This is a genomic window from Bradyrhizobium sp. 186 (genome assembly GCF_023101685.1).
Classification (GTDB): domain Bacteria; phylum Pseudomonadota; class Alphaproteobacteria; order Rhizobiales; family Xanthobacteraceae; genus Bradyrhizobium.
Genome location: NZ_CP082164.1, coordinates 7,109,783 through 7,125,330 on the forward strand (window position 1 = coordinate 7,109,783; position 15,548 = coordinate 7,125,330).

The following is a 15,548-nucleotide window of genomic DNA, read 5'->3' on the forward strand; positions in this document are numbered from 1 at the left end:
GCGCTACCTAATCCGCGCGGACCCGCGCCCCGCGTCCGCCGGAGGACGCGTCATATGAACCTCAACCGCCGCCATCTTATCGGAGCCTCAGTCACCGGCATCGCGGGCGCGCTCGCCATGCCTGCCGACACCGCGCGCGCGGCGCCGCTGACATCCCTGCTCGGCCGCGATGCGACCCAATATGGCGTACGGCCCGGCAGCAGCGAGGACCAGACCCGCGCGCTCCAGCGCGCCATCGACGAGGCCGCGCGAGCGCAAATGCCGCTGGCCTTGCCGCCCGGGGTCTACCGCAGCGGATTGCTGCGGCTGCCAAATGGCGCGCAACTGATCGGCGTGCGTGGTGCGACGAAACTCATCTTCACCGGCGGAGCCTCGGCGATCCAGAGCGACGGCGCCGACGCGATCGGCCTGACCGGCATCACCTTCGACGGCGGTAGGATTGCGCTGCCGGCGCGACGCGGGCTGATCCACGTCCTCGGCGGCCGCGACGTACGGATCATTGATTGCGAGATCACCGGCTCCGGCGGCAGCGGCATCTGGCTCGAGCAGGTGTCCGGCGACATCTCCGGCAATATTTTCACCAACATCGCCGCGACGGCGGCGGTCTCGTTCGATGCACGGGGCTTGAGCGTATCCCGCAACACCATCGTCGGCACCAACGACAACGGCATCGAGATCCTGCGCACCGCGATCGGCGATGACGGCACGCTGGTCGCCGACAACCGTATCGAGGATATCAAGGCCGGCCCCGGCGGCTCGGGCCAGTATGGCAATGCCATCAATGCCTTCCGCGCCGGCAACGTGATCGTGCGCGGCAATCGCATCAAAAATTGCGATTATTCGGCCGTGCGCGGCAACTCGGCCTCGAACATCCAGATCACCGGCAACAGCGTCAGCGACGTGCGCGAGGTCGCGCTCTATTCCGAGTTCGCGTTCGAAGCCGCGGTGATCGCGAACAACACGGTCGATGGCGCCGCCGTCGGCGTCTCCGTCTGCAATTTCAACGAGGGTGGCCGCATCGCGGTGGTCCAGGGCAACATCATCCGCAACCTGATCCCGAAGCGGCCGATCGGCACCGCGCCGGATGACGATGCCGGCGTCGGCATCTACATCGAGGCGGATACCTCCGTGACCGGCAACGTGATCGAGAACGCGCCGTCCTATGGCATCGTCGCCGGCTGGGGCAAATATCTGCGCGACGTCGTGATCTCCGGCAACGTGATCCGCAAGGCGCTGGCCGGCGTCGGCGTCTCCGTCGTGCCCGGCGCCGGCACCGCGCTCGTCAACAACAACATGATCTCCGAGACCCCGCGCGGCGCGGTGGTCGGGCTCGATCATGCGCGCGCTGTGACGGCCGATCTGTCGGCAGATGGGGCGCAACGCTTTGCGCAGGTGGTGATCGGCGGGAATGCGGTGCGGCGGTAAGCGAGCCAACGCCGCCAGCAGACGGGCCGTCCATCCTTCGAGGCTCTCCAAACGGCGCGTTGCGCGGCTTGGCTCATTCCTCAGGATGACGGGACGCGAAGCTTCGGTTCGAGGAAGTCACGAGGTTGAACGACACACCCAAACGTTGCTTAATGTTGACAACGAACACGCTGCCGTCATCCTAGGATGACGGAGCGAGAGGGCGCGCTCTGTCCCAGCCCCCAAAAGCCTAGAACGCGTTCCGCAGCAGCGGATACTTCGCCTCGATGCCGTCGAAGCTCAGGGTGAATTCGACGACGCGGTCGGGGGCAGCGACGATTTCGGCGGCGGGCGGCGAGAACTGCTGGAGAAGCGCGGCGAGCGGCGCGATCGGGGCTTCGGTGATTTCGGCGAGCACGTCCGGCGTGGGGTCGAGTGCCACCGGCACGGCGGTCTCGGGCGCGATGTGCACGGCCTTTGGCTGCAAGATCTTGGGCTGCACGGTCTGCGCCTGCTCCCGCGGGGCCGGGCGCGACAAGGTCGCCGGCGACCAGCCGAACGCGGAGGTCACGCTCGCGGCGGCCGTGGCGACGTCCTCGCCGGTTGCGATGGCGCGCCAGGTCTGAACGGCGCGCTTGGCTTCCTGGATGTTTTCAAGGAAGGCGAGTTCGCTGTGATAGCGGCGCCAGCGTCCGGTCTCGAACATTTCGGAGAGATGTTTCAGCCGCTGTTCGGCGAGCGCGCACCAGCGTGCGGCAATGTCGCGGCCACCAGCCACGGCGCGAACAGACTCTTGGCGATGTGTCATGAACCAGCCCGTCAGGAGAAAAATACGGACGCGGGGACGCAACACACACGAATCAATTTAGAAGCGACATGAATATTTTGTGGAAAAGTTTTGACTTGTCCAGCAACGACACGGCGTTCGTCGTCAAACTCCGTAGTCGTGCGGAGTTTTAAGGGGTTTTCGAGTCAAGCCTCGCACAAGCATAGCGCGCCTGCGACTCGCCGGCCGAGCGGTGGCAATGAGCGCAGTCGCGAGCCTTCAACCAGAAGCTGATGTCATGCGGCGCTTCAAGGAATTGGATGCCCCAAAAGAAAAAGACCCGTCCGGGGGGACAACCGGACGGGTCGAGCCATATGGGCGCTTGGGGTGGATGGGCGCTCGCGCCTAATATGACTGATGGGGAGGGATAACCGCTCCCACATAATTTGGTCGTGGCAGCGAGGCTGAACGTTCAATGCGGCGTTCGATTTTTTGACCTTCTCGGCGCGTGCATCTTTGACTCAGCCGCTATCGCGTCGCCGGCCTATCCGTCTGAGAAATCGTGGATTTATCGTCCGCGCTCGACAGCGAGGGTTGCTCTATTGCGCGGATGCCAGGCTCGTCGCGACTCTTCTGGACATCTTCACGTTTTGTTGTACCGGACGCGGCGGCAATCGGCGTCGCGCTATCGAGGGGAACAGCCATGACCGCGGCAAAAGCGTCGGCTTCACCATCGCCGAAGAGATCATCACGGCCGGGTGAGCCAAGGTCGCGCGCGGTCTTCGCAAGCGTCATGCGCAGCGCTTCCGGCTTCAGCGCGTAGTTGCGCTCCAGCAGCAGCGCCGCGACGCCGGAGACATAGGCGGCCGCGAACGAGGTGCCCGACGTTATCTGATATTTGCCGTCCGGCGCCGGCAGGAAGATGTCGACGCCGGGCGCGGCAAGCGCGATGTAGTTGCCGCGGTTGGACGCGGTGAACAGCTTGTCCTGCTGGTCGGTGGCGCTGACCGCGATCACATTGGGATTGGCGGCGGGATAGAGCGGCGGCGACTTCGCCCCCGCATTGCCGGCGGCCGCAATCAACACCAGGCCGCGCGCGGCGGTCGCCGCGATGGCGCGCTCGATCACGGCATCCTTCGGACCGGCAAAGCTCATATTGACGATCTGCGCGCCGTGCTCGGCGGCGTAGTTGAGCGAGCGCAGGATGATGTAGGAGGAGCTCTCGGCACCGCCCGTGGTGCCGCCGAAGGCGCGGATGGCGATGATGCGCGCCTCCGGCGCGCTGCCCATCAGCCGCGCATGCGCGACGATGGCGCCGGCAATGCCGGTGCCGTGGATATGCGGGCCCTCGGTGCTGCCGAGCGCGTCGAAATTGTCGGCGATGGAATTGGCCAGTTCAGGGTGCCTGCCGTCGATCCCGGAATCGATCACCGCGACCGTGACATTGGCGCCGTGCACCAGCGTGTGAGCCTGCGGCAGACGCAGCCTTGCCAGCACATATTGCGCAGGATCGCCCTCGATCGGCACGGGCGACCTCTGGTCCTGGAGCACATAGCGGAAGTTCGGCTGGAGCGAGCGCACGCTGCCGTCGGCGGCCAATTCGCGCCGCACGGTCTCGGAGGGCCGGCCATCGGTGATGCGGAACAGGCCGATCGTGGCCCCGATCAGCGGAAAATTCTCGGATGAGACGCGCGTCAGGCCGTGCCGCCGCGCCAGCTCGTCGGCGTCTGTCACCGACAGCGCGCTGTCGATCTCAGCGACGAATTCGTTGGCGAAAGTCCGCAGGTTGGCGGCAACCGGCGTGTTGTTGCGGCGGCCATTGCCGGCGCTGTTTTTACCGGACTTGCCGGAGCCGCCGCCGCCTGCATTAGGCTGCGCCAGGCATTCGCCGTCGGCGTCACGGTAGGGCGCGGTGCAGGCCGGATAGAGGTTCGGCGAGTAGCGCGCATAGGGCAGTACCGGCGTCGGCGTCATCCGCCCCGAGATCCGCGCGGTCGTGATCGTGCGCGGCCCGCGGTCGACGCTCACGACCCTCGCGGCCACACCCGGGCTGACGCGCGCGGCAACGCTCGGAGAGATGGTCGGCATGCGCGATGGGACGCTGATCGTGGGCGTGCGCATGATCGCCTGCGCATGCGCGACCTCGACGCCGAGACAGGCGGCGAGCAGGAGCGCGGCTCCGACCGACGAAGCGTAGACCCCGGCTCTTGCTCCACTCTCGGACTTGCGTGTCATCGGTCGAGAGGCGCCTTACGGCGCCGCGACAGCGAGGTTGACGAACTTTTCGCGCTGCATCTTGCCGAGCAGCGAGGCGAGCTCGTCCTGGCTCATCGCCTTGTCAAACTGGAGGCGGAACATGCCGCCCTTGGCACCGTCGATGATCGAGGCCTGGTAGCTGTCGAGCAGCGAGGTGATGTCGGCCACCCGCGCCTCGGGCGTAAAGCGCACCAGCGCGCGCGCCGGCGCGCCGGCAGCTCCGAGTTCGCGCGTGATCGGGGCGCTGGTCGAGAGCGAGGCGGTCTGGAAGGTTGCGGTCTGCTTCTTCATCAGCACGGCGCCGATGACACCGGCCTGGAGCAGCAGCGCGATGGCGCCGAGGCTCGCCGACCAGGCCAGCGCGCGCGGCGACAGGCTCGCGAAGAACGTCGAGATGCGCGCCGACAGCGGCAGCGCGCTGGTTGCCCGCGCAGGCTCGGCGTCGATCGCGGCGAACAGCTTTTGCATCGCGCGCACAGACGGAGCACCGAGGCTCTCGTTCAGATGGATGGTCTCTTCGTACTCGCCGCGGATCGCGGCATATTGCCTGGCGAGCTCCGGATCACGGGCCAGCGCCTCCTCGACGCGGCGGGCATCGCGCGCGTTCAGCGTGCCCGCGGCGTGCCACGGCAGCAGCATCTCGATTTCACTGGGCTCTTGCTCCAGTATCTTCTTGCTCAACGCCATCATGGCCAGCCTCGCTCAACGCCGGCTGCCTTCAGCAGTTCGGCCAGTTTCTTGCGCGCATAGAACAGGCGCGTCTTCACAGTGTTCTCCGGTATCCCGACGATTTCGGCCACTTCTTCCACGGACTTCTCGTGGTAGTAGACGAGATCGACGATTTCCCGATGGTCCGGCGAGAGGCCCGTCAGACACTCCCGCAACGCTTCACTGGTATCCTTCTTCTGCACCACCGTTTCCGGATCGTCGGACGTATCCTCGATCGCGTTGGCGGCTTCTTCGTCCAACGCAAAGTCCTTCCTGCGCCGAAGCGCAGACAGGGCCTTGAATCGGGTGATTGCCAGCAGCCAGGTGGAAACGGCGGATCGGCCCTCGAACTTGCCGGCCTGACGCCAGACGTCGAGAAACACCTCACTGATGAGATCTTCTGCCGCCTGCTCGTCCCGAACGAGCCTGAGGCCGAACCGATACACCCTGACATGGTGCCGCCCGTACAGCACCTGCATGGCAAGCCGGTCGCCTTGAGCGATCCGGGCGATCAGGACCTCGTCCGAAGCCGCCTGTGTCACGCTCAAAGGCCGTCTCGCAAGGTTGGTCGGGCCGAAACGGCCGACGGTTCGACGGGAGGCGCAAGAATCTTCAACCTACCGCATTCATGCGGGGACCTGTGTGATCTACCCCACATCGGTACACTTTCCTGAAGCCATCCAGGATGCCGGAATAGCTCTTATCCATATTGGTAACATAATACCGAAATACTTTCCCGCGGAAGACCCCGCAAGTTCCTGCGAGCTTACCAAGCCTCGGTCCATACCACAGCCTTGTGCAACGCATCCTGAAAGGCCCTGCGGCCCGATCGCCGACGATCCCTAATCGCTCGCTAATTTCCGTGTCGGATCAAGGCCATTTGCCGGTGCAGCAAGCCCGGATTCGCCGGCCGAGGATACCAAACCTAAAGGCTTGCGACGTAGATTTTTGGACCGACATCCACCAATGGCGAGACCATGAGCACGGCCGCGACGTCCCTCCCGGACCGGAATGCCGCAGAAGTCGCGGATCTCGCGTTGACCTCCGACGCGACGATGCCGGAGATGCGCGCGCGCCGTATGCGGCAACGCCGCCAGATGTATGCCGGCCAGGTCGTGAGCTACTCGCTCGGCGCGTCGGTTCTGCTGCTGTACGCCCATGACGGCACGATTGCGATGGCAGTTCCCGCGCTGTTCTGGTTCGGCGGCCTCCTGATCATCGGCGCGTTCACAGTGCTGTCGGAAGCCGGCGTCGGCGACCGCCACAGCGATCACTATCTCACCGTGTTCCAGATCTCGGCGCATATGGCGCTGCAGTTCGTCTTCCTGATCTCGGCGCCGACCATCGGGATCGCCTTCATCGCCGTACTGTTCCTGATCTTTGCGTTCGGCACGCTACGCATGACCTCGAGCCAGGCGATGGTCACCTGGGGCCTCGCAACCTGCGGGCTCGCATTCGTCTTCCTGGTCTCGGACCTGCCGGTCGGACTTCCGGTCACGACCCGGCTCGAGCGAACCGCCGCGATGCTGTGCTTCGTGCTGGTGATCGGCCAGTGCGCCTTTCTCGGCCTGTTCGGCGCCACCCTACGCAAGGTGCTATATCGCCGCAGCATCGAACTGAAGGATGCCTACCGGCGCATCGAGGAGCTCGCCGAGCTCGACGAACTCACCGGCTCCTACAACCGCCGCTGCATCATGCGGAACCTCGACACCGAGATCGAACAGTCGCGGCAGACGGCCACGCCTTGCGCGATCGCGCTGATCGATCTCGACTGGTTCAAGCGCATCAACGACGCCCACGGTCACCCGGTCGGCGACGAGGTGCTGCGCACCTTCGCGATCACGATTTTCGCCAACATCCGCCCGGCTGATCGTTTTGGCCGCTACGGCGGCGAGGAATTTTTACTGCTGCTGCCGGGAACGCAAGGCGACGCCGCCGCCCGCATGCTCGATCGGCTGCGCGGCATAGTCGCCGATCTCGACTGGAGCGCATTCTCCCCCGGCATGCGCGTGACGATTTCTGCGGGCGTCGTGACGCTGCGCGACAACGATACTGCCGACACGTTTCTCGCGCGCGCCGACAGCGCGCTCTATTCCGCCAAGGCGCAAGGGCGCAACCGCATTGCAACGAGCTGACCGATCCATTTTCTTCCGGCCGCGCAGAAGCCGCCGCCGCACCGAACGCTCCAGGACAGGGCTATGAGATCCAAATCCGCCAAGCCATCCGAAAACCTGCTCGACGAATTGCAGGCGGCGCTCTCGCACGGCACCGTTGCGCGCCGGGTCGAGACGCTGCGCCGCGTCACCGATCTCTTCGTCTACAATTCGGTGGACTATTCCGACGACCATATGCGGCTGTTCGACGACGTGTTCCAGTGCCTGATCGGGCAGATCGAGACGTCGGCCAGGGCGTTGCTCGCCGACCGGCTGGCGCCGATCGCAGCCGCGCCTCCCGGGATCATCCGCACGCTCGCGCTCGACGAGATCATCGAGGTCGCCGGCCCCGTGCTGTCGAAGTCGGAACGGCTGGACGAGGCGACCCTGATCGAGATCGCGCACAGCAGAGGCCAGGCGCATCTCAAGGCCATCTCGCTGCGGCGGGTGCTCTCCGAGGCACTGACCGACGTGCTGGTGACGCGCGGCAACGAAGACGTGGTGCAATCGACTGTCACGAACCCGGGCGCGCAGCTCTCCGAGGGGAGTTTCACCGATCTCGTCACGCGCGCCGAACGCGACGACGACCTCGCCACCTGCATCGGCCTGCGGCCCGACCTGCCGCGCCATCACTACCTGAGGCTTGTTGCAAAGGCATCGCTCAGTGTGCGCAAAAAGCTCGAAGCCGCCAATCCGGGGCTGGCCGACGAAGTGTCGAGCGTGGTCCAGGAAGCCGCCCAGCGGGTCCGCGCAGCCGCCATGACCAGGCAGACCGAGATGGCGCGGGCGCTGGTGAAGTCGCTGCACGACGACGGCCGGCTCAACGAATTCCAGGTCACGACTTTCGCCGAGCAGGGCAAGTTCGACGAGACCAACGCAGGGCTCGCCGCGCTCGCCGGCGTCTCGGTCGAGACCGCCGAGAACATGATGATCGAGAGCTGCACCGAGGGCGTGATGATCCTCGCCAAGGTCGCGGGCATGTCGTGGCCAAGCGTTCGCGCCATCATCGCCATGCGCGAAAAACTATCCGGCGGCTCGCAGACGGACATGCTGACGCTGCGCGATGCCTACGAGGCGCTGCGCGGCTCGACCGCGCAGCAGGTGCTCCGCTTCCATCGCATGCAGCAGAGCGCGACGCCGGCGGCCTAAGGAGCGGCTGCCGTCAACGTCAGGCTTCGGGCATGCGATGCAGCAGCTTGTCGAGCGTGATCGGGTAATCTCGTACCCGTATGCCGGTTGCGTTGTAGATGGCGTTGGCCAACGCCGCGGCGACTCCGCACAGCCCGAGCTCACCGATCCCCTTGGCCTTCATCGGCGAGGACATCGGGTCCGTTTCGTCCAGGAAGATGGTCTCTTGGTGCGGAATGTCGGCATGAACCGGAACTTCGTAGCCGGCGAGATCATGATTGACGAAGAAGCCGGTGCGCTTGTCCACCGCCAGCTCTTCCATGAGCGCCGCGCCGACACCCATTGTCATTGCGCCGATCACCTGGCTGCGCGCAGTCTTCGGGTTGAGGACACGACCTGCGGCACAGACGGCGAGCATGCGGCGGACCCGGATCTCCGCCGTCGCTGCGTCGACGCCGAGCTCGACGAAATGTGCGCCGAACGTCGATTGCTGATGGGTTTTGGCGAGATCGCCGTACTCGATCGAATCCTCCGCCGTGAGTTCGCTGTCCGACGCCGCCTGTCCCAACGGAACGCTTCGGTTGCCCGAGGACACCTGTCCATCCGAGAAAGCCACGTCAGCGGAGTTGAAGCCGAGCTTTTGCGCCACCGCCTGACGCAGCTTGACGCAGGCGGCATAGACGCCCGAGGTCGAATTGTTTGCACCGAACTGCCCGCCGGAGCCTGAGGATACCGGGAAACTGGAGTCGCCGAGACGTACGACGACCCTCTCAAGCGGCACCCCCATCATCTCCGCTGCGGTCTGGGCGATGATCGTGTAGCTGCCGGTTCCGATGTCGGTCATATCGGTTTCGACGGTCACGACCCCACGTCTGTCGAGACGGACGCGCGCCCCCGACTTCATCAAGAGGTTGTTGCGGAACGCGGCGGCCATGCCGATGCCCACCAGCCAGCGGCCGTCTCGCCGCTTGCCGGGCTCGGCATTTCGCGCGCTCCAGCCGAAGCGTTCCGCGCCGAGCTTCATGCACGCGACAAGCTGACGCTGCGAGAAAGGACGGTTCGGATGTTCGGGATCGACCTGGGTGTCGTTGCGCGCGCGGAATTCGATGGGATCGAGATTCAACCGCTCCGCCAGTTCGTCCATGGCGATCTCCAGCGCCATCATGCCAGGCGCCTCGCCGGGCGCACGCATGGCGTTGCCCTCGGGGAGATCCAGCATGGCCAGGCGCAGCGCCGTCATCCGGTTCTCGCCGGCATAGAGCAGACGGGTTTGCTGCACCGCCGTCTCCGGCCTGCCTTCCGGCAAATTGCCCGACCAGCTCTCGTGTCCGATTGCGGTGATATTGCCGTCCCGGGTCGCGCCGATACGAATTCGCTGGATCGTCGCGGGGCGATGCGTCGTGTTGTTGAACATCAGGGGTCGCTGCATTGCGACCTTGACCGGGCGGTTGGCAGCACGGGCACCTAACGCTGCGAGGATCGCGTCTGAACGGAGAAACAGTTTTCCGCCAAACCCCCCTCCGATGAAGGGCGAAATGAGGCGAACGTTTTCTTTCGGCAAACCGAGCGTCTTGGCGACGTCGCCGGTGGTCCAGGCGATCATCTGGTTGGAGGTCCAGAGCGTTAGCTTGTCTCCATCCCATGCCGCCATCGATGCGTGCGGCTCCATCATCGCATGGGCTTGATCCGGCGTGGTGTAGGTCGCATCGAGTTGCATCGGCGCGGCCGCGAATGCGCCGGAAAAGTCACCAACACTTGTGTCCGGCTGGCTGTCGCCACGGCCGGCAGGCCTGGCAGCGCTGTCGCGTCCGGCCAACAGGTCGAACGAACCCTTCGCCGCGGTGTAATCGACCTTGACGAGCTGCGCCGCGGCGCGGGCCCGTTCAAAGGTTTCGGCAACGACGACCGCGACGGCCTGGTGATAATGGTCGATGTCGGGGCCGCCGAGCAGCTTCGCCGTGTTGTAGGTGCCCTTGCCGAGCTTGCCGGCATTTTCTGCGGTCACGATTGAGACGACGCCCGGCGAGGCCTTGGCGCGGGACAGATCGATCGATGCGATCCGGCCCTTGGCGATGGCAGAACCTACAATGTAGCCGTAGGCAGGGCGCGAGGCGACGTCGTGCCACTCATAGGCGTAGGTTGCCCTCCCCGTCGTCTTGAGAGGACCGTCGATCCGGCTCGTCGCATGTCCGATGATCTTGAGCTGGTCGATCGGATTCGTGGTCGCAGGCGTATCGAACTTCATGGCTCAACCCTTCGCTTCGGTGAGCACGGCGGCGAGCGTGCGCTCGACCAACGCCAGCTTGAATGCGTTGTCCCGGGTCGGCTTGGCACCATCGAACAGACGTGCGGCGACGGACTTGGCGCCGCGTGGCATCTCGGCTTCCGCCGCCTCGACCCGCCATGGCTTGTGAGCGATTCCTCCGACGGCCACCCGTCCTGTTCCGTCGCGCTGGATGATCGCCCCGATCGAAATCAACGCGAACGCATAGGAGGCGCGATCACGGACCTTCCGGTAAATGTGCGTTCCGCCAATGGGCTTCGGAAGCGTCACGGACGTGATCAACTCGCCGGCCGCAAGCGTCGTCTCGATGTGCGGCGTGTCTCCCGGCAGACGGTGGAGATCGGCGATCGGGATATTTCGTGTGGAGCCGTCCGGACGAACCGTCTGGACGGTCGCGTCGAGGGCGCGCATGGCGATCGCCATATCGCTCGGGTGCGTCGCGATGCAGGCGTCGCTGGAGCCGATCACCGCATGCTGGCGGGTCACGCCGCCGATGGCGGCGCAGCCGCTGCCGGGGGTGCGCTTGTTGCACGGCTGGTTGGTGTCATAGAAATACGGGCAGCGCGTCCTTTGCAGCAGATTGCCGGCCGTGGTCGCCTTGTTGCGCAGTTGGCCGGACGCGCCGGCAAGCAGCGCCCGCGACAGCAGGCTATAATCACGCCGGACCCGCTCATCGGCAGCCAAGGTCGTATTGCGCACCAGTGCGCCGATCCGCAAGCCACCCTCGGGCGTCGGTTCGATCTTGTCGAAAGCGAGGCCGTTGACGTCGATCAGATGAGCCGGCGTCTCGATTTCAAGCTTCATCAGGTCAAGCAGATTGGTGCCGCCGGCAATGAATTTCGCGTTGCCGGTCCTGACGGCAGCTGATGCCGCCGCTGCGGGCGAATGCGCCTTTTCATAGGTAAAGGACTTCATGCGGGCCTCCCGGCAACTTCGGTGATCGCCTCAGCGATGTTGGAATAAGCGCCGCAACGGCAGATGTTGCCGCTCATGCGCTCGCGCAGTTCGGCATTCGTCAATTGCGGGGCCGCATTCAGGTCGCCGGTGACGTGACTTGGAATTCCGGCCTTGATCTCTTCGAGCACGGCAACGGCCGAGCAGATCTGTCCCGGCGTGCAATAGCCGCACTGAAAGCCATCGTGCTTGACGAAGGCGGTCTGCATTGGATGCATGTGCTCCGGCGTACCGAGCCCCTCGATCGTCGTCACGTTGTCGCCCTCATGCATGATCGCGAGCGTCAGACATGAGTTGATGCGCTGCCCGCCGACGATCACGGTGCAGGCACCGCATTGACCGTGGTCGCAGCCCTTCTTGGTGCCGGTGAGACGGAGATGTTCGCGCAGCGCGTCGAGGAGAGTCGTCCGGGTGTCCAGCTTCAGAGCGCGGACCTCGCCGTTGACGTTGAAGGACACCGTCGCCATCGCGGGTGTTTCCGCCGCGGTCGCAGCGGTCAGAGGCTCCACGGCAGAATTCTGGGCCTCGGCGACCCCGGACGTTGCGCCGATCACGACGGACGTCGCGGTTCCGAGCAGAAGGTTCCGCCGCGACATTTCGAACGCGCTGGGTTTTCGCATGGTTGGGCATATCCCTCGCTACAGCAGCGTCAACGACGCTCTGGCTAGAAGTCTTCCAACCGAGGTTAGTTTCCAGGCGTGAGCTGGATTAGCCCTTCACAATGGCATGAACCTATGTCCGCCATTCATGAATGGAGCTGCATCGGCGTGCATGTGGAGGACCGACGTCGCGGATCCGGACGTTGCGCCAAATTGCGGAGTGCACCGGCACGGAGACGCTTTATAGGCACATGCCTCAACGGGCGGCAGGCTCAGTAGCGCAGCACTTTCGACCCCACCAGCGCGCCGATCGCGGTCACCAGCGCGGTCGCGAGCGTGTACCAGGTCGCGACGAACAGCGGCGAGTCGTCGGTGCAGTGCGAGGCGTAGAGCGTCGCGGCGAGCCCGGCCGACACCAGACCTGCAAGCGCGCCTGCGAGCGCGGGGCGCGACGGCGCGCCGTGGCGCAGACCAAACAGCGCGCCCGCAAGCAGCGGCAGCGACATCGCCGGGATCGCAAACAGGCACACCCTGGAGTTCTTGCCGACCATCCGCATCGTCATCGGCATCGCCGGCGCCATCATCATCTCGCCACCGATCGCAACCGCGAGCAGCCCCATGGGGAGCAGCAGCAACCAACCCCAGCCGCGCAAAAGGGCTTCGGGCCGCGACAGATGCAGGCTGACGATGATCGCGGGGATCGCAAGCGACAGCGTGACCGCGAACTTCATGTCGAAGAACGGGTTGTGCATCGCTGTCATCACGTCGTGACGCACGCCCAGGAACGTCGCGAAGATCAGGATCGACAAGGGTGCGGCGACCAGCAGCGCCATGGTCAGCACGGCGCCGACCCGCGGGGCGCGGTGAGCACCGTCTGCCGCGAGCGTGCGAATGAGTTGATCGGTATCCATGACTAGTGATCCCGCAGTTTGGCGGTGAGAGCCGAAAGTCCGCGATGCAGCGCGACCCGCACCGCGCCTTCACTCATCGAAAATTTTGTCGCCGTGTCCTTGATCGAGGCGCTATCGACCGCGATCGACTGCAACACGTCGCGCTGGCGCTGAGGCAGCGTGTTGAGGTGTCCTGCCACCTCGCCCGCCGAGGCCGTCTCCTGCGGCGCCTCGCCCGGCAGGGTCTCGGCGAAATCGTCGATGTTGACGAAGATTCGCCTGCCCCGCCGCCGCAGCGCATCGATCAGCTTGTTGCGGGCGATCGCAAACAGCCAGGGCGCGAAGGGCGCTTCGCTGTCCCAGGTGTGCCGCTTCAGATGCACCGCCAACAGAATCTCCTGCACGATATCCTCGGCCTGATCGGGAGGCTGGCCGGCCCGCGCCAGGCCGCGCCTCGCGGCAGCGCGCAGCACAGGTGTGACAGCCTTCAACAGGCGATGATACGCCGCATCATCCCCTGACATGGCCGACCGCATCAGGCCGGTCCACTCGTCCTCACGTCCGCGCACGCGCGCTCCTACACGGCAATTCGGCCGCTCTTTCAATTTGTTACGCCGCCACTCCGGAGATCACGAAGTCGTGATGATGGCGCGACCCGAACGATCCGATCCGGCCGTAAAGCCCGGGAGGCTCATAACACCGATCGGTTCGACTCGCATCCGGTGGCTGGGAGCACCTCTGGTTTGCCCCGTTTTTGCCCGGTCTGGCCCGAAGATTCCCATTTTTTGCCCCGCTGTCGTCATGCACCGGGGTCTCTGTTCGCTCCAGGGATGGCGCAATCGGGGAGATCGTCAACATGTTGAAAGCCAGCAGGCGTGCGGCATTGCTTCTTCTGGCCGCAGTATTCGTGCTGTTAGGGGGCGCTGCACAGGCGGCGCCAAGCTCGACCGCAAGCTCCAAAACGGACGGCGCGAGCAATCAGCCAGAATCGGTCAAATCCGGCAAACAGCGTCGCCAAGATTCTCATCGCCGCACCAGTAGCAAGACGGCGCAGAAATCCGACGACAAGGCCGATAAGAAGGACGCCCCGGCAAAGACCGACGAGGCAAAGACCAATAATGACGTGCCGGCCTCGAACCAGATGCCGCCGGAAGTCGCCAACGCCAATGCGCAGCTCGCCGCCGACACGCCGACCGCGGCGGCAGCTTCCGCGATGAGCAGCCGCGCCAGCGACAATGTACAGGCAGCGGCCGATAATACCGCCGCCCCCGGCGCCGAGAACCAGGTGGTGGCGCCCGACCAGCTCAACGATATCGACCGCGCCCTGCAACAGGACAACCCGCCGGCGCAGAAGGCGGTCATTGCCGCAACCGACGCGCAGCCGCGGCCGGCGCCGGTGATGGCGAGCAGCCAGAACTCGGCCTGGGACCAGAGCTCCCTGATCGGCAAGATCTTCATCGGCGTCGGCACGCTGCTGACGCTGGCGTCCGCCGCGCGCATGTTCATGGCCTGACGGCGAGTTCCGCAGGGCGCGCGGCTCGCGCGTCCAGCGGGGCGTTTGGCCCTCTTGAAGCCCACCGCGCCAGCGGGCAGATTGCTCGCTCAATCAGGATGCGTGGGTGAAACATGAGCACGTTCGAACACATCATCGTCGAGAGCAAAGGCGCGGTCGGCATCGTCAAGCTGAACCGGCCGAAGATGCTCAATGCGCTCTCTTTCGGCGTCTTTCGCGAGATCGCGGCCGCCGTCGACGATCTCGAGGCCGATGACGCCATCGGCTGCATCGTGGTGACCGGCAGCGAGAAGGCCTTTGCCGCCGGGGCCGACATCAAGGAGATGCAGCCGAAGGGCTTCATCGACATGTTCTCCGAGGATTTTGCCGCGATCGGCGGCGACCGTGTCGCGCGCTGCCGCAAGCCGACCATCGCCGCGGTCGCGGGCTATGCGCTCGGCGGCGGCTGCGAGCTCGCGATGATGTGCGATTTCATCATCGCCGCGGACACCGCCAAATTCGGCCAGCCCGAGATCACGCTCGGCACCATCCCGGGCATCGGCGGCACCCAGCGCCTGACGCGCGCGATCGGCAAGTCCAAAGCGATGGACCTTTGCCTCACCGGCCGCATGATGGACGCGGCCGAAGCCGAGCGAAGCGGCCTGGTCAGCCGCATCGTGCCCGCTGACAAGCTGATGGACGAGGTGATGGCGGCGGCCGAGACGATCGCGGCGATGTCGCGGCCCGCGGTAGCCATGGCCAAGGAAGCGGTGAACCGCGCCTTCGAGACCACGCTTGCCGAGGGCATGAGCGTCGAGCGCAACCTATTCCACTCGACCTTCGCGCTCGAAGACCGCTCCGAAGGCATGGCGGCGTTCATCGAGAAGCGCAAGCCGGTGAACAAGAACCGGTAA

The 15,548-nt window shown here is 65.1% G+C and carries 14 protein-coding genes; 5 read left to right on the plus strand and 9 right to left on the minus strand.

Translation table 11 applies throughout. The features are described from left to right. The first annotated feature begins 54 nt into the window (after positions 1–54). Positions 55–1,425 (plus strand): TIGR03808 family TAT-translocated repetitive protein, encoded by a 1,371-nt coding sequence (locus IVB18_RS34450; protein WP_247984753.1) that lies wholly within the window; start codon positions 55–57, stop codon positions 1,423–1,425. Positions 1,426–1,654: 229 nt separating this feature from the next. Here IVB18_RS34450 and IVB18_RS34455 read toward each other — a convergent pair whose 3' ends face one another. From IVB18_RS34455 to IVB18_RS34470, 4 genes are all read right to left on the minus strand, one after another. Beyond that, positions 1,655–2,182: a TIGR03809 family protein gene (locus IVB18_RS34455; RefSeq protein WP_247991798.1), complete on the minus strand. Its 528-nt coding sequence runs from the start codon at positions 2,180–2,182 to the stop codon at positions 1,655–1,657. 516 nt (positions 2,183–2,698) lie between these two features. Next, positions 2,699–4,405 carry a S8 family serine peptidase gene (locus IVB18_RS34460; protein WP_247984754.1) on the minus strand — a complete coding sequence of 569 codons (1,707 nt, stop codon included), beginning with the start codon at positions 4,403–4,405 and terminating at the stop codon, positions 2,699–2,701. Positions 4,406–4,420: 15 nt separating this feature from the next. After that, on the minus strand, positions 4,421–5,116 hold the full coding sequence (locus IVB18_RS34465; protein ID WP_247984755.1) for a hypothetical protein: 696 nt from the start codon (positions 5,114–5,116) through the stop codon (positions 4,421–4,423). Beyond that, positions 5,113–5,682: a sigma-70 family RNA polymerase sigma factor gene (locus IVB18_RS34470; protein ID WP_247984756.1), complete on the minus strand. Its 570-nt coding sequence runs from the start codon at positions 5,680–5,682 to the stop codon at positions 5,113–5,115. The genes IVB18_RS34465 and IVB18_RS34470 overlap by 4 nt, the downstream gene beginning before the upstream one ends. Positions 5,683–6,111: 429 nt before the next feature. Between IVB18_RS34470 and IVB18_RS34475 the strand changes: the two genes are divergently transcribed. Together IVB18_RS34475 and IVB18_RS34480 are read left to right on the plus strand one after the other, a co-directional pair. Then, a complete protein-coding gene (locus tag IVB18_RS34475; RefSeq protein ID WP_247984757.1) occupies positions 6,112–7,269 on the plus strand; it encodes a GGDEF domain-containing protein in 1,158 nt (385 codons plus the stop codon). A 63-nt stretch (positions 7,270–7,332) separates the two neighbouring features. After that, on the plus strand, positions 7,333–8,436 hold the full coding sequence (locus IVB18_RS34480; RefSeq protein WP_247984758.1) for a DUF2336 domain-containing protein: 1,104 nt from the start codon (positions 7,333–7,335) through the stop codon (positions 8,434–8,436). A 19-nt stretch (positions 8,437–8,455) separates the two neighbouring features. On the opposite strand, the gene paoC is transcribed toward IVB18_RS34480, so the two are convergent. The 5 genes from paoC to IVB18_RS34505 all read right to left on the minus strand — a co-directional run bounded on the left by paoC (position 8,456) and on the right by IVB18_RS34505 (position 13,711). Then, on the minus strand, positions 8,456–10,660 hold the full coding sequence (gene paoC, locus IVB18_RS34485; protein ID WP_247984759.1) for an aldehyde oxidoreductase molybdenum-binding subunit PaoC: 2,205 nt from the start codon (positions 10,658–10,660) through the stop codon (positions 8,456–8,458). A gap of 3 nt (positions 10,661–10,663) precedes the next feature. Continuing rightward, the gene (locus IVB18_RS34490) at positions 10,664–11,614 is read right to left on the minus strand and encodes a xanthine dehydrogenase family protein subunit M (protein WP_247984760.1); all 951 of its coding nucleotides are present in this window, start codon (positions 11,612–11,614) and stop codon (positions 10,664–10,666) included. After that, on the minus strand, positions 11,611–12,273 hold the full coding sequence (gene paoA, locus IVB18_RS34495; protein ID WP_247984761.1) for an aldehyde dehydrogenase iron-sulfur subunit PaoA: 663 nt from the start codon (positions 12,271–12,273) through the stop codon (positions 11,611–11,613). The genes IVB18_RS34490 and paoA overlap by 4 nt, the downstream gene beginning before the upstream one ends. Before the next feature lie 251 nt (positions 12,274–12,524). After that, positions 12,525–13,163: a DUF1109 domain-containing protein gene (locus IVB18_RS34500; RefSeq protein ID WP_247984762.1), complete on the minus strand. Its 639-nt coding sequence runs from the start codon at positions 13,161–13,163 to the stop codon at positions 12,525–12,527. Positions 13,164–13,165: 2 nt separating this feature from the next. Beyond that, positions 13,166–13,711, minus strand: coding sequence for a sigma-70 family RNA polymerase sigma factor (locus IVB18_RS34505; RefSeq protein ID WP_247984763.1), 546 nt, complete (start codon positions 13,709–13,711; stop codon positions 13,166–13,168). A gap of 287 nt (positions 13,712–13,998) precedes the next feature. Here IVB18_RS34505 and IVB18_RS34510 point away from each other — a divergent pair, with 287 nt between their 5' ends. Together IVB18_RS34510 and IVB18_RS34515 are read left to right on the plus strand one after the other, a co-directional pair. Next, complete coding sequence (locus IVB18_RS34510; RefSeq protein WP_247984764.1) at positions 13,999–14,655, plus strand: hypothetical protein; 657 nt, start codon at positions 13,999–14,001, stop codon at positions 14,653–14,655. 113 nt (positions 14,656–14,768) lie between these two features. Continuing rightward, positions 14,769–15,548 carry an enoyl-CoA hydratase gene (locus IVB18_RS34515; RefSeq protein WP_247984765.1) on the plus strand — a complete coding sequence of 260 codons (780 nt, stop codon included), beginning with the start codon at positions 14,769–14,771 and terminating at the stop codon, positions 15,546–15,548.